Origin of the sequence: Promicromonospora sp. NPDC019610 (assembly GCF_044389365.1) — a bacterium.
Taxonomy (GTDB): domain Bacteria; phylum Actinomycetota; class Actinomycetes; order Actinomycetales; family Cellulomonadaceae; genus Promicromonospora.
The window spans coordinates 726,419-740,762 of sequence record NZ_JBIRXX010000002.1; the positions used below are offsets into that span (position 1 = coordinate 726,419).

Here is a 14,344-nt window from a genome sequence, read left to right on the forward strand (position 1 = left end):
GTCCGCAGAGATGTCCGCAGAGGCGGCAGCACAGCCGTCCGTAACTTCCGCAGCGCTGGTCCTCGAGGACGGCACCACCTACCGCGGCCGCGCCTACGGTGCCACCGGCGCGACGTTCGGCGAGATCGTCTTCTCCACCGGCATGACCGGCTACCAGGAGACGCTGACCGACCCGTCCTACCACCGGCAGATCGTGGTCATGACGGCGCCGCACGTCGGCAACACCGGCGTGAACGACGAGGACCCCGAGTCGGGCCGCATCTGGGTCTCCGGCTACGTGGTGCGCGACCCGGCGCGCCGGGTCTCGAACTGGCGCGCGCAGCGCTCGCTCGGCGAGGAGCTCGCCGCGCAGGGCGTCGTCGGCATCTCCGACATCGACACCCGTGCCCTGACCCGCCGCCTGCGCGAGGAGGGCGTGATGCGCGCCGGGATCTTCTCCGGTGACGACCTGGTGCGCGGCGGCTACCCGCGCCCCGTCGAGGAGCTCGTGGCCGAGGTGCAGGCCTCGCCGCAGATGGCGGGCGCGAACCTCGCCGGGGAGGTCTCCACGCAGGAGGCCTACACGGTCGAGCCGGCCGCCGAGTGGCTGGAGAACGCCCCCGGGCGCACCCCCGTCGCGACCGTCGTCGCCGTCGACCTGGGCATCAAGTCCATGACGCCGGCGCGGCTGGCCGAGCGCGGCGTGCGCGTCGTCGTCGTGCCCCAGTCCTCGACGATCGACGACGTCCTGGGCGTCTTCGCGGGCCTGCCCGACGACGCGCCCCGCGGCGTGTTCTTCTCCAACGGCCCCGGCGACCCCGGCGCCGCCGCGCACGAGGTCGAGCTGCTGCGCGCGGTCCTGGACCGCCGCATCCCGTTCTTCGGTATCTGCTTCGGCAACCAGCTCCTGGGCCGCGCGCTCGGCTACGGCACGTACAAGCTCGGCTACGGCCACCGGGGCATCAACCAGCCCGTGCTCGACCGCACGACCGGCAAGGTCGAGGTCACCGCGCACAACCACGGCTTCGCCGTCGACGCGCCCGTGGTGGACGACGCCGGCGCGCCCGCCGTCTCGCAGGCGCCGTACGACGACAGCAGGGACGACGGCGGCCGCTACGGCCGCGTCGTCGTCTCCCACGTGGGGCTCAACGACCAGGTCGTGGAGGGGCTGACCTGCCTCGACCTGCCTGCCTTCTCGGTGCAGTACCACCCCGAGGCGGCCGCCGGCCCGCACGACGCCGCGTACCTGTTCGACCGGTTCGTCGGCCTGCTGACGAACCCGGCGGCGTGGCCGCCCGCCCTCAAGACCCAGCCTTCCGCAGCAGCACAGAACAACACCGAGGAGAACCACTGATGCCTCGCCGTAACGACCTCTCCTCGGTCCTGGTCATCGGGTCCGGCCCGATCGTCATCGGCCAGGCCTGCGAGTTCGACTACTCCGGGACCCAGGCCTGCCGGGTCCTGAAGGAGGAGGGCCTGCGGGTCATCCTGGTCAACTCGAACCCGGCCACGATCATGACGGACCCCGAGTTCGCCGACGCGACCTACGTGGAGCCGATCACCACCGAGGTGCTGACCACGATCATCGCCAAGGAGCGCCCCGACGCCCTGCTGCCCACCCTGGGCGGACAGACGGCGCTGAACGCCGCCATCGCCCTGGACGAGGCCGGCGTGCTGGAGAAGTACGGCGTCGAGCTGATCGGCGCCAACATCCCCGCCATCCAGAAGGGCGAGGACCGCCAGCAGTTCAAGGACGTCGTCGAGAAGTGCGGCGGCGAGTCGGCGCGCTCCGAGATCGTGCACACGATCGACGAGGCCCTCAAGGCCGCTGAGGTCCTGGGCTACCCGATGGTCGTGCGCCCGTCGTTCACCATGGGCGGCCTCGGCTCCGGCCTGGCCTACGACGAGGCGGACCTGCACCGCATCGTCGGGCAGGGCCTGCACTACTCGCCCACCACGGAGGTGCTCCTGGAGGAGTCCATCCTGGGGTGGAAGGAGTACGAGCTGGAGCTCATGCGCGACAAGGACGACAACGTCGTGGTCGTCTGCTCCATCGAGAACGTGGACCCCGTGGGCGTGCACACCGGCGACTCGGTGACCGTGGCGCCCGCGCTGACGCTCACCGACCGCGAGTACCAGAAGCTGCGCGACATCGGCATCGCCGTGATCCGCGAGGTCGGCGTCGACACCGGTGGCTGCAACATCCAGTTCGCCATCGACCCGGCCGACGGGCGCATCATCGTCATCGAGATGAACCCCCGCGTCTCCCGCTCCTCGGCGCTGGCCTCCAAGGCGACCGGCTTCCCGATCGCGAAGATCGCGGCCAAGCTCGCCGTCGGCTACACGCTGGACGAGATCCCGAACGACATCACCAAGGTGACCCCCGCGAGCTTCGAGCCCACGCTCGACTACGTCGTGGTCAAGGTCCCGCGGTTCGCGTTCGAGAAGTTCCCCGCCGCCGACGACACCCTGACCACCACCATGAAGTCGGTGGGCGAGGCCATGGCGCTGGGCCGCAACTTCACGGAGGCGCTCGGCAAGGCCCTGCGCTCCATCGACAAGGGCGGCGTGCAGTTCCACTGGGACGGCGACGCCCCGAGCGGCGACGAGCTCGCCACCCTGCTCAAGGAGATCGAGCGGCCCACCGAGCAGCGCCTCGTCCAGGTCCAGCAGGCCCTGCGGTCGGTCGGGCAGCCCGGCGGCACCACGCTCGAGCAGGTCTTCGACGCGACCAAGATCGACCCCTGGTTCCTCGACCAGATCCAGCTCGTCAACGAGGTCGCGGCCGAGGTCGCGGCGTCGCCCACCGTCACCGAGGACCTGCTGCGCCACGCCAAGCGGCACGGACTGTCCGACGCCCAGGTCGCGCGCCTGCGCGGCATGGGTGCCTCCGGCGAGTCCACGGTGCGCGAGATCCGGCACGCCCTGGGGGTCCGCCCGGTCTACAAGACCGTGGACACCTGTGCGGCCGAGTTCGCGGCCAAGACCCCGTACCACTACTCGAGCTACGACGCCGAGACCGAGGTCGCACCCCGCGAGCGGGAGGCCGTGATCATCCTCGGCTCCGGGCCCAACCGCATCGGCCAGGGCATCGAGTTCGACTACTCCTGCGTGCACGCCACCCTGGCGCTGGCGGACAAGTACGAGACCGTCATGGTCAACTGCAACCCCGAGACGGTGTCCACGGACTACGACACGTCCGACCGCCTGTACTTCGAGCCGCTGACCTTCGAGGACGTCCTGGAGGTCTACCAGGCCGAGCTCGCGGCCGGTCCGGTCAAGGGCATCATCGTGCAGCTCGGCGGGCAGACGCCGCTGAGCCTCGCGCGGCGCCTCGCCGAGGCCGGGCTGCCGATCCTCGGCACCAGCCCCGAGGCGATCGACGCCGCGGAGGACCGCGGCATCTTCGGCCAGGTGCTTCTCGACGCCGGCCTGCCGGCTCCCGCGTTCGGCACGGCTCGCTCGCTGGCCCAGGCCCGCGACGTCGCCGAGGGCATCGGCTACCCGGTGCTCGTGCGCCCGTCGTACGTGCTCGGCGGCCGCGGCATGGAGATCGTCTACAGCGAGGACCAGCTCACCGGCTACGTCGAGCGCGCGCTGACCGAGAGCGCGGCCGCCGCCGCGCTGAACGGGGCGCCCGGCACCCTGGCCGCGCCGCTCCTGATCGACCGCTTCCTGGACGACGCGATGGAGATCGACGTCGACGCCCTGTACGACGGCGAGGAGCTGTTCCTGGGCGGCGTCATGGAGCACATCGAGGAGGCCGGCATCCACTCCGGCGACTCGGCGTGCGTGCTGCCCCCGGTCTCGCTCAGCGAGGCAGAGATCGCGCGCATCCGGCGCTCCACCGAGGCCATCGCGAAGGGCGTGGGTGTGCGCGGCCTGCTCAACGTCCAGTACGCGCTCGTGAGCGACGTCCTGTACGTCCTGGAGGCCAACCCCCGCGCGTCGCGCACCGTGCCGTTCGTCTCCAAGGCGACGGGCACGCCGCTGGCCAAGGCCGCGGCCCGCGTGATGGTCGGCGAGTCCATCGCCGACCTGCGCGCGGCGGGCGTGCTCCCGGAGCACGACGGCGCCACGCTCGACCTGGGCGCGCCGCTGGCCGTCAAGGAGGCCGTGCTGCCGTTCAAGCGGTTCCGTACCCGCGAGGGCCTGGTCGTCGACTCCGTGCTCGGCCCGGAGATGCGCTCCACGGGCGAGGTCATGGGCTTCGACAAGGACTTCCCGCACGCGTTCGCCAAGTCGCAGGCGGCGGCGTTCGGCGGGCTGCCGACGTCGGGCACGGTGTTCGTCTCCGTGGCCGACAGCGACAAGCGGCACGTCGTCTTCCCGGTCAAGCGCCTGGTGGAGCTCGGCTTCAAGGTGCTCGCCACGGCCGGCACCGCGAACGTGCTGCGCCGCAACGGCATCGAGGCCACCGAGGTGCGCAAGCACACCGAGGGTCGCGGGCCGGACGGCGAGCTCACCGTCGTCGGGCTCATCACCGAGGGGCAGATCGACCTCGTGGTGAACTCGCCGTCCGGCCAGGGCGCCCGCGCCGACGGGTACGAGATCCGGGCGGCGACGACGGCGGCCGACAAGCCGATCGCGACCACGGTGGACCAGCTCGCGGCAGCGGTGCAGGGCATCGAGGCCGTGCTGGCGGGCCCGTTCGAGGTGGCGAGCCTCCAGGAGCACACCGCGGCCACCACGGCGCGCCGGGCGGCGGCGCAGGTGGGTGTCGTGGCGCCGACGGCGGGGGTGCACGCGTGACCGCGGGCCCTGACGCCGGTGCTGCCGGCGTCGCGCCGTTCGGCGCCCGGCTCGCGGCCGCCATGGACGAGCACGGGCCGCTCTGCGTCGGCATCGACCCGCACGCGTCGCTCCTGCACGCCTGGGGCCTGTCCGACGACGTCGCCGGCCTGCGGGAGTTCTCCCTGCGCGTCGTGGACGCGCTCGGGGGCCGGGTCGCGGCGTTCAAGCCGCAGGCGGCGTTCTTCGAGCGTCACGGCTCGCGGGGCCTCGCGGTGCTGGAGGAGGTGCTGGCGGCGGCCCGGGCCACGGGTTCGGGCGGTTCCGGCAGCAGCTCGGGCACGCTGACGATCGTCGACGCCAAGCGCGGCGACATCGGCTCGACCATGGGCGCCTACGCCGACGCGTTCCTGGCGGACGGTTCGCCCCTGGCCGGGGACGCCCTGACGGTCTCTCCGTACCTCGGCTTCGGCTCGCTGGAGCCCGCCGTCGAGCTCGCGACGGCCACGGGCCGCGGCCTGTTCGTGCTGTGCCTCACCTCCAACAAGGAGGGCTTCGAGGTGCAGCACGCGGTGCGCCGTGCCGAGGGCGAGGGCGAGAGCGGCGGCGTCTCCGTCGCCGCCCTCATGGCGGCGCACGCCGCGGTGCTCAACGCGGGCGTCGAGCCCATGGGCTCCGTGGGCCTCGTGGTGGGCGCCACGATCGGCGACGCGGTGGCCGCGACGGGCACGGACCTGGTGGCCGTCAACGGCCCGCTGCTGGCCCCCGGCGTCGGTGCGCAGGGTGCGGGGGAGCGCGAGCTCGCCACGACGTTCGGCGGCGCCCGGCGGAACGTGCTGGCGTCGTCGTCCCGGGGGGTGCTCGCCGCAGGACCGGACCCGCAGGCGCTGGTGAGCGCCGCGCGCGCGGCCGCGCGGGAGGCGACGGAGGCGTTGCGAGGCTGATTCTCGCGTTGAAGCCCGGGTTGGACAAAGCGCCCTCGATCCCTACGGATCGGGGGCGCTTTGTTGTGGAATGTACTAATTGCCTAAAAGCGCATGTGCATGAGTTTTCACGAAGTGGCGTTCTGCGATTGCCGACCTCTGAGGCGATGGCTACTTTCGATGCAGCAGTTCACACCAGACCGGTTGCGGGCCAGGTCACGGACTTGGGCATCGGGCCCGAGCGAGGACCGGACGTCCCGAGTCAGAAGACCGGTCGAGACACGAGTAGGTGACTTGCGTGGCACTACCACCCCTCACACCCGAGCAGCGTGCGGCAGCACTCGAGAAGGCAGCCGAGGCGCGACGCGCGCGGGCAGAGATCAAGAACAAGCTCAAGTACTCGCAAGGTTCCCTGAGGGAGGTCATCGAGCAGGGCCAGAAGGACGACGTCGTCGGCAAGCTCAAGGTCGTCTCGTTGCTCGAGTCGCTGCCCGGGGTCGGTAAGGTTAAGGCCAGGGCGATCATGGAAGAGATCGGGATCGCCGAGACCCGCCGCGTCCGAGGCCTCGGACCGCACCAGTCGGCGGCGCTCATCGAGAGGTTTGGCTGAGATCAGTACGACACAACCCGCACGGCTGACCGTGCTCGCAGGTCCCACCGCGGTGGGCAAGGGCACGGTCTCCGCCGACGTGCGGGACCGTTATCCGCAGGTCTGGCTCTCCGTGTCGGCGACCACCCGGTCGCCGCGCCCGGGCGAGGTGGACGGAGTGCACTACCTGTTCGTGTCTCCGGAGGAGTTCGACCGCATGGTCGCCTCCGACGAGATGCTCGAGTGGGCGGTGGTGCACGGTCGTAACCGGTACGGGACGCCACGGCGACCGGTCGAGCAGAAGCTCGCCGCCGGGGTCCCCGTGCTCCTGGAGATCGACCTCCAGGGCGCGCGCCAGGTGCGCGACGCGGTCACGGCCTCGGGCCTCGAGGCCCGGTTCGTCTTCCTCGCCCCGCCGAGCTTCGACGAGCTCGTCCGGCGGCTCGTCGGTCGTGGCACCGAGGACTCGGAGGAGCGGGAGCGGCGGCTCGCCACGGCGCGCGTGGAGCTCGCCGCCGAGAAGGAGTTCGACGTCACCATCGTGAACGACGACGTGCACCGCGCCACGGACGCGCTCGTCGCCGTGATGGGTGTGGGTTCCACCACACCGGTCGGCTGACCCGGCGCGCTGCCTGCCACCTCCGGGTGACAGAGCAGGTAGACTCAGTTCTCGGACTTTCCCCCGTCACCCAAGACTTCTGGAGCTTCACCATGGCCGGAACCGTCGCCGCCCCTGAGGGCATCACCGACCCGCCGATCGACGAGCTGCTCGAGCGTATCGACTCGAAGTACGGCCTCGTGCTGTACGCGTCCATGCGTGCCCGTCAGATCAACGCGTACTACTCGCAGCTCAACGAGGGCCTCCTGGAGAACGTGGGCCCGCTCGTCGAGACCCGCAACCAGGAGAAGCCCCTCTCCATCGCGATGCGCGAGATCACCCAGGGCCTCCTCACCATCGAGGAGGTCGACCCGGCCGAGGTGCAGGCGCAGGCTGACGCCGCTGCCGCCGCGAAGGCCGAGCAGTCGCTGCCCGAGTTCCCGGCCTGATCCCACCACACCACCGATGAGGATCCTGCTCGGCGTCTCCGGTGGGATCGCCGCGTACAAGGCGGTGCTCCTGCTGCGGCTGCTGCGCGAGCAGGGGCACGCCGTGCGCGTGATCCCCACGCGCGCGGCGCTGGAGTTCGTGGGCGCACCGACGTTCGAGGCGCTGTCGGGCGAGCCCGTCAGCACCGAGGTGTTCGACGACGTCCCGGGCGTGCAGCACGTGTCGCTGGGGCAGCACGCCGACCTCGTGATCGTCGCGCCGGCCACCGCGGACCTCCTGGCGCGTGCCGCCGCGGGGCTCGCGGACGACCTGCTGACCACCACGCTGCTGGCGGCGCGCTGCCCGGTGGTGCTCGCCCCGGCGATGCACACCGAGATGTGGGACCACGCGGCCACCCGGGCGAACGTGGCGACCCTGCGCGAGCGGGGCGTGCACGTGATCGAGCCCGCCTCGGGCCGCCTGACCGGCAAGGACACCGGCCCCGGGCGGCTGCCCGAGCCGGAGGACATCGCGCGTGAGGCGCTCTCGCTGGTCACCGAACCGCTGGCCGAGAACCTCGACCTCGCCGGGCGGCGCGTCGTCGTCTCGGCGGGCGGCACCCGCGAGGCCATCGACCCGGTGCGGTTCATCGGCAACCGGTCCAGCGGCCGGCAGGGGGTGGCCCTGGCGCAGGCCGCCGCCGCACGCGGCGCCGACGTGACCCTCGTGGCGGCCAACCTCGCACAGGACGTCACCGACCAGGTCCTGGCCGGTCCGCGGGCCTGCTCCGTCGTGCAGGTGGAGTCCACGATGGAGCTGCGCGACGCCGTCCGGGCCGTGGGCGCGGAGGCCGACGTCGTGGTGATGGCCGCTGCCGTGGCGGACTTCCGCCCCGCCGTCACGCCCGACGCCAAGATCAAGAAGGTGCCGGGGCAGGGGCCCGCACCGATCGAGCTCGTCGAGAACCCCGACATCCTCGCGGAGATCGCGCACGACCGGCTGCGTCCCGGCCAGGTCGTGGTGGGCTTCGCGGCCGAGACGGGCGACGCGTCGGGCAGCGTGCTGGAGCACGGCCGGGCCAAGGCCCGGCGCAAGGGCGCCGACCTCATCGCGGTGAACGCGGTCGGTGGGGGGCGTGGCTTCGGCACCGAGAGCAACGAGGTCACGATCCTGGACGGGACCGGCGACGTCGTCGGACTGGCCTCCGGATCGAAGCGCGAGGTGGCGGACGCCCTGTGGGACGCCGTCGCCAAGCTGCTGTCGTGACCCCCGTCTCACCTGCCAGGATCGACTTCCCACTGTGCGAGACCGTAGGCTGGTGCCCATGAGCGAGCTGCGCCTTTTCACGTCCGAGTCCGTGACCGAGGGTCATCCGGACAAGGTCTGTGATCAGATCAGCGACGCCATCCTCGACGCCCTGCTGGAGCAGGACCCGACGTCGCGCGTCGCGGTGGAGACCATGGTCACCACCGGGCTGGTCCACGTCGCGGGCGAGGTCACCACCGAGGCGTACGTCGAGATCCCGCAGATCGTCCGGGACGTGGTGCGCGGCATCGGCTACACGTCGTCCGCCATCGGGTTCGACGGCGACTCGTGCGGCGTGTCCGTCTCCATCGGGCAGCAGTCGCCCGACATCGCCCAGGGCGTGGACAAGGCCCTGGAGATGCGTGACGACACGAGCGACCTCGACCCGCTGGACGCCCAGGGCGCCGGCGACCAGGGCCTGATGTTCGGTTACGCGTCCGACGAGACGCCCGCCTACATGCCCGTGGCCGGCTGGCTGGCGCACCGGCTGTCGGAGCGCCTCGCCGCCGTCCGCAAGTCGGGCGAGCTGCTGGGCCTGCGCCCCGACGGCAAGACCCAGGTGACCATCGGGTACGACGGCGACCGGCCCGTCGCCGTCGACACCGTGGTGCTCTCCACCCAGCACGACGCCGACGTGCTGCAGGAGAAGCTGCACGTCGAGGTCGCCGAGATCGTGATCGCCCCCGTGCTGGAGTCCGCGGGCCTCGACTGGGCCGGCGCGCGGCAGTTCGTGAACCCGACCGGCAAGTTCGTCATCGGCGGGCCGCAGGGCGACGCCGGCCTGACGGGCCGCAAGATCATCGTGGACACCTACGGCGGCATGGCGCGGCACGGCGGCGGCGCGTTCTCCGGCAAGGACCCCTCGAAGGTGGACCGGTCGGGCGCGTACGCCATGCGCTGGGTGGCCAAGAACGTCGTGGCCGCCGGGCTCGCGCGGCGCTGCGAGGTCCAGGTCGCCTACGCCATCGGCAAGGCGCACCCCGTGGGCCTCTACGTCGAGACCTTCGGCACCGAGACCGTGCCCGTCTCGAAGATCACCGCGGCCATCCACGAGGTGTTCGACCTGCGCCCCGCCGCGATCGTGCGCGACCTCGACCTCCTGCGGCCCATCTACCGGGCCACGTCCACGTACGGGCACTTCGGCCGCGACCTGCCCGACTTCACGTGGGAGCGCACGGACCGGGTCGAGGACCTCCTGAGCCTGTTCTGAGGCTCGTTCCGGATGCTGATGTTCTGAGGGCTGATTCTCTGAGAACTGGCGTTCTGGATGCTGGTGTTCCGGGTGCCGAGGTCGGCAGTCGGCTGACGGGTCGCCCACGAGGTCGGCACTCTGCGTCGAGGTCGGCACAGGCCTGTGCCGACCTCGACGCAGAGTGCCGACTGCGGTGCGTCCTGCCGACGTCGCGGGACAGCCGGACGAGGTCGGCATGCGCCGCGGGGTGTGGGTGGCCCGTGGTGGGATAGGTGCGTGAACGGGGACAGGCCGGTGGACGACAGCGCGGTGGGCGGCAGCGCCGTGGACGGCATGGCGGTGGACGACAACGTGGGGGACGACGGGGCGCTGCTCGGGCTCGACGAGGTGGGCGGTGCTCCCGCTGCCGGACGGGGAGAGAGGGGCTCCCGGGGCCCGCTCGACAACGCCGAGACCAACGGCATCCCGATCGCGCAGACGCTGCCGGTCGCGCGTGTCGTGCTGGACCTGCAGCCCGCGCACCTCGACCAGCCGTACGACTACCTCGTCCCCGCCACGATGACGGACGACGCCCAGCCCGGCGTGCGGATCAAGGCACGGTTCGGGCGGCAGGACGTGGCGGGCTACGTCGTCGCGCGCCAGGAGACGTCGGACCACGACGGCCGGCTCGTCCCGCTGCGCAAGGTGGTGTCCGACGAGCGCGTGCTGACGCCGCAGGTGCTCGACCTGTGCCGCGCCGTGGCCGACCGCTACGCCGGCACGCTCGCCGACGTCCTGCGCCTGGCCCTGCCACCCCGGCACGCGCGGGTCGAGAAGGAGCCGGCAACCGGCGGGGCGAGGGCCGGCGACGGGAGCCCCGGTCCGGGCCCCTCGGACACAGAGGCGCCGGACACAGAGGCGCCGGGCACAGAAGCCTCGGGCACAGAGGCGCCGGGCACAGAGGCGCCGGGCACAGCGGCCTCGGGAACCGGGACCTCGGAGGAGACGGCGTCGGACACCGCGCTGTCCGAGGGGGCAGCCTCCGACCCCGCAGCCGGAGACGTCGCTCTGGCGGGTGTTCCTGCCGTCGCGGTGCCGGTGGTGGGCGAGCCGGCCGTCGCGCCGCCGTCGTCCGCCTGGACCCCGTATCGCGGGGGTGAGGCGTACCTGCGCCGGATCGTCGCGGGCGAGGCGCCGCGCGCCGTGTGGTCGGCGCTGCCGGGCGTGGGTGGAGGGGCGGGCTCCGACACGGGCACTGGCTCTGGCTCCGACTCGGGCACGCGGACCCCGCACTGGGCCGCGGCCGTCGCGCAGGCCGTGCGGGCGTGCACCGCGGGCGGGCGCGGGGTGCTCGTCGTCGTGCCGGACGCGCGGGACGTGGCGCGCGTGACCGCCGCCCTGTCAGACGTGTCGGAGGGCGCCGGGGCCGACGACGTGGTGCGGCTGCTGGCCGACGACGGCCCCGCGCCCCGGTACCGGGCCTTCCTCCGGGCCCTGCGGGGCGACGCGCGGGTGGTGGTGGGGACCAGGGCCGCGATGTTCGCGCCGGTCGCCGACCTCGGCCTGGTGGTCCTGTGGGGCGACGGCGAGGAGACGCTGGCCGAGCCGCACGCCCCCTACCCCCACGCGCGCGACGTGCTGGCGCTGCGGGCCGAGCGGGAGAACACGGCGTTCCTGCTGGGCTCGCCGGGCCGCACCGTGCAGGCGCAGGCGCTGCTCGCCTCGGGCTGGGCGCGTGAGCTCGCCGCGCCCCGGGACGTGGTGCGGGCCCGGGCGCCGCGGGTGCGGGCGCTGACGTCCGTCGAGCTGGCGCGGGAGGGCGCCGCCGCCGCGGCCCGGCTCCCGTCCACCGCGTGGCGTGCCGCGCGCGAGGCCCTGGAGCGGGGCCCGGTGCTGGTGCAGGTGCCCCGCTCCGGTTACCTGCCGGTCGTGGCGTGCTCCCGCTGCCGCGTCGCCGCCCGCTGCGCGCACTGCCACGGGCCCCTGGGCCTGCCGCACGCCGACGGCGCCCCGCAGTGCACCTGGTGCGGGCGTCTGGCCGGGGGCTGGCGGTGCGAGGAGTGCGGGTGGACGGGCCTGCGATCGGTGCGCGTCGGCTCCGCACGCACCGCCGAGGAGCTCGGCCGCGCGTTCACGGGGGTGCCGGTACGGCTGTCGGCGGCGTCCGCCCCCGGCGGCGTGCTCGACGCCGTCCCGGCCACTCCCGCGCTCGTCGTGGCGACCCCCGGCGCCGAGCCCGTCGCGGACGGCGGTTACGCCATCGCGCTCCTGCTCGACGCCGCCGTGATGACCGGCGGCACCGGCCTCGCCGCGGGCACCGAGGCTCTGCACCGCTGGCTGGCGGCGTCGTCGCTGGTCCGCCCCGGGCCCGGGGGGCAGGTGCTGCTCGTGGGCGACGGGGCGCCCGGACCCACCCAGGCCCTGGTGCGCTGGGACCCCGCCGGCTTCGCGGGGCGGGAGCTCGACGAGCGAGCCGAGCTGCACCTGCCGCCCGCCGTCCGGGTCGCCGCCGTGACCGGGGACCGCACGGCGGTGGACGCGGTCGTCAGCCGGGTCGGGCTGCGCGAGGACCTGGGCGCGGGCTCGGGCGTGCTGGGCCCCGTCGAGATCGACCCGGAGACCCCCGGGCGCGGACCGGGCGGCCGGGGCACGGGGGCGCCGTCGGGCCGCCGGGGCGGGGGTGGGGGAAACGGCCCGGGAGGCAGCCGGGACACCGGGTTCCAGGCGCTCGACCTGCCCGTGCGGACCGTGCTGCGGGTACCGCTCGCCCAGGGCGACGAGCTCGCCCGCAGGCTCAAGGCCAGCCTCGCCGTGCGCTCCGCGCGCCGCGAGGGTGGGACCGTCCGTGTACAGCTCGACCCGAAGGAGATGCTGTGACCCCAGCCGACCCAGCGACCGACGTCCCTGTGACCGACGTTTCTGCGCCCGATGTTCCCGTGCCCGATGTTCCCGTGCCCGGCGCGCTCGTGATCGACACCGTCGTCTACGACTTCGGCAACGTGCTCGTCGGGTGGGACCCCTTCGGGCCGTACGAGGGGCGCCCCCGGGCAGAGATCGAGGCGTTCTTCGAGGCCGTCGACTTCGGGTCGATCAACCACGCCGCGGACGCCGGGACGTCGTACGCCGTGCTGCTGGAGCGGGTGGGCCGGACCCACCCCGAGCAGGTCGAGGACCTGCGCCGGTACGTGGAGCACTACGAGCTGTCGCTGACCGGACCCGTCGAGGGGTCGGCCGAGCTGGTGGCGGAGCTGAAGGGGCTCGGGCTGCGCCTGTACGGGCTGACCAACTGGCAGACCGAGACGTTCCACAGCGCCGAGCCCGCGGCGCCGGCGATCGGGCTGATGGAGGACGTCATCGTGTCCGGCCGCGAGGGCATGGCCAAGCCGGACCGGCGCATCTTCGAGCTGGTCGTCGAGCGGTTCGGGGTGGACCCGACCCGCGCCGTCTTCATTGACGACAAGCAGGTGAACGTGGACGCCGCGCGCGGGGTCGGCTTCCACGGTGTGGTGTTCACCGACACCGCCGCCCTGCGCAAGGACCTGCGAGCCCTGGGCCTCCCGGTCGCGACCTGAGGTCTTCGGCGACGGGCGAATCACCTCCCGGTACCGCTCCGGGCGATGTCACGCTTCGGAGATGACCTCGCTGCTCGCGCGCGCCGTGCGCACCAACCCGCCGCTGGCAGTCACCACCCTGCTGACGGCCGTGGTGCTGCTGGTGTGTCTCGTGGGCCTGGCCGCCGACCCGCGCCAGGTGCTCGGCGAGCCCACCTGGCTCAAGCCCACGAAGTTCGCCGTGTCGATCTGCGTGTACAGCGTCACGCTGGTCTGGTTCCTCACCTACGTCCGCGGCCGACGGCGCCTCGTGGTGACCGTCTCCTGGATCGTCGCGGCCGCGCTGCTGATCGAGCTGGCACTGATCGTGCTCCAGTCGGCGCGGGGGCTGCGCAGCCACTTCAACGTGAGCACCCCGCTCGACCAGACGGTGTACTTCACCATGGCGGGCGCCATCGCCACACTCTGGGCCACCAACGTCGTCGTCGCCGTGGTGCTGCTCGCCCAGCGGCTGGACGACCCCGTGCTCGCCTGGGGCCTGCGCGGCGGCCTCGTCGTCGCCGTCGTCGGCATGGCCGTCGCCTTCCTCATGACCGACCCGACCCCCGCCCAGCTCGACGCCCTGCGCGCCGGCGGGGACCGCGTGCTGATCGGCGCCCATACCGTGGGCCCGCCGGACGGCGGGCCCGGCCTGCCCGTGCTCGGCTGGTCCACCGTCGCCGGCGACCTGCGGGCCGCGCACTTCGTCGGCATCCACGCCATGCAGGCGCTGCCGCTCGTGGCCTGGCTGCTCGCCGTCCTGCCCGCGACCTGGCTCACGATCCGCGACCGCACCCGGCTCGTGCTCGTCGCCGCCGGGACGGCGCTCGCGGTCGTCCTGCTGCTGGCCTGGCAGGCCCTGCGCGGGCAGCCGCTCACGGGCCCGGACACCCTGACCCTCACCGCGGCCGCTGCGATCGCGCTCGGGACCCTGACCGCAGCGGGGAGCGTGGTGCTCGGCGCCCGACGTCGCGCCGTGCCGACGGAGGTACCGCGAAGGCCCCGGTAGAGCCGGCCCGACAGAGCCCC

Annotated in this window: 11 protein-coding genes; all 11 read left to right on the plus strand. The window is 73.2% G+C overall.

The window, feature by feature from the left end:
- The first annotated feature begins 10 nt into the window (after positions 1 to 10).
- The 11 genes from carA (at position 11) to ACH45N_RS14945 (ending at position 14,324) form a co-directional block, all read left to right on the plus strand.
- Positions 11 to 1,333, plus strand: a complete 1,323-nt coding sequence (carA, locus tag ACH45N_RS14895; RefSeq protein ID WP_397397457.1) for a glutamine-hydrolyzing carbamoyl-phosphate synthase small subunit — start codon at positions 11 to 13, stop codon at positions 1,331 to 1,333.
- Complete coding sequence (carB, locus tag ACH45N_RS14900) at positions 1,333 to 4,731, plus strand: carbamoyl-phosphate synthase large subunit (RefSeq protein WP_397395142.1); 3,399 nt, start codon at positions 1,333 to 1,335, stop codon at positions 4,729 to 4,731. Before carA ends, carB begins: the two co-directional genes overlap by 1 nt.
- A 62-nt stretch (positions 4,732 to 4,793) precedes the next feature.
- Positions 4,794 to 5,654: an orotidine-5'-phosphate decarboxylase gene (gene pyrF, locus ACH45N_RS14905; RefSeq protein ID WP_397397459.1), complete on the plus strand. Its 861-nt coding sequence runs from the start codon at positions 4,794 to 4,796 to the stop codon at positions 5,652 to 5,654.
- 277 nt (positions 5,655 to 5,931) lie between these two features.
- Entirely contained in the window at positions 5,932 to 6,243 is a 312-nt protein-coding gene (mihF, locus tag ACH45N_RS14910) for an integration host factor, actinobacterial type (RefSeq protein WP_020015403.1), read from the plus strand.
- Between the two features lies 1 nt (position 6,244).
- Positions 6,245 to 6,841: a guanylate kinase gene (gene gmk / locus ACH45N_RS14915; protein ID WP_397397461.1), complete on the plus strand. Its 597-nt coding sequence runs from the start codon at positions 6,245 to 6,247 to the stop codon at positions 6,839 to 6,841.
- A 92-nt stretch (positions 6,842 to 6,933) separates the two neighbouring features.
- A complete protein-coding gene (gene rpoZ / locus ACH45N_RS14920) occupies positions 6,934 to 7,269 on the plus strand; it encodes a DNA-directed RNA polymerase subunit omega (RefSeq protein ID WP_020015401.1) in 336 nt (111 codons plus the stop codon).
- A 16-nt stretch (positions 7,270 to 7,285) separates the two neighbouring features.
- Entirely contained in the window at positions 7,286 to 8,515 is a 1,230-nt protein-coding gene (gene coaBC, locus ACH45N_RS14925; protein WP_397395145.1) for a bifunctional phosphopantothenoylcysteine decarboxylase/phosphopantothenate--cysteine ligase CoaBC, read from the plus strand.
- 58 nt (positions 8,516 to 8,573) lie between these two features.
- Positions 8,574 to 9,764 (plus strand): methionine adenosyltransferase, encoded by a 1,191-nt coding sequence (metK, locus tag ACH45N_RS14930; RefSeq protein WP_397395147.1) that lies wholly within the window; start codon positions 8,574 to 8,576, stop codon positions 9,762 to 9,764.
- 258 nt (positions 9,765 to 10,022) lie between these two features.
- The gene (locus ACH45N_RS14935) at positions 10,023 to 12,602 is read left to right on the plus strand and encodes a primosomal protein N' (RefSeq protein WP_397395149.1); all 2,580 of its coding nucleotides are present in this window, start codon (positions 10,023 to 10,025) and stop codon (positions 12,600 to 12,602) included.
- 59 nt (positions 12,603 to 12,661) lie between these two features.
- Positions 12,662 to 13,297 carry an HAD family hydrolase gene (locus tag ACH45N_RS14940; protein ID WP_397395151.1) on the plus strand — a complete coding sequence of 212 codons (636 nt, stop codon included), beginning with the start codon at positions 12,662 to 12,664 and terminating at the stop codon, positions 13,295 to 13,297.
- 61 nt (positions 13,298 to 13,358) lie between these two features.
- On the plus strand, positions 13,359 to 14,324 hold the full coding sequence (locus tag ACH45N_RS14945; protein ID WP_397395153.1) for a hypothetical protein: 966 nt from the start codon (positions 13,359 to 13,361) through the stop codon (positions 14,322 to 14,324).
- Positions 14,325 to 14,344: the final 20 nt, after the last annotated feature.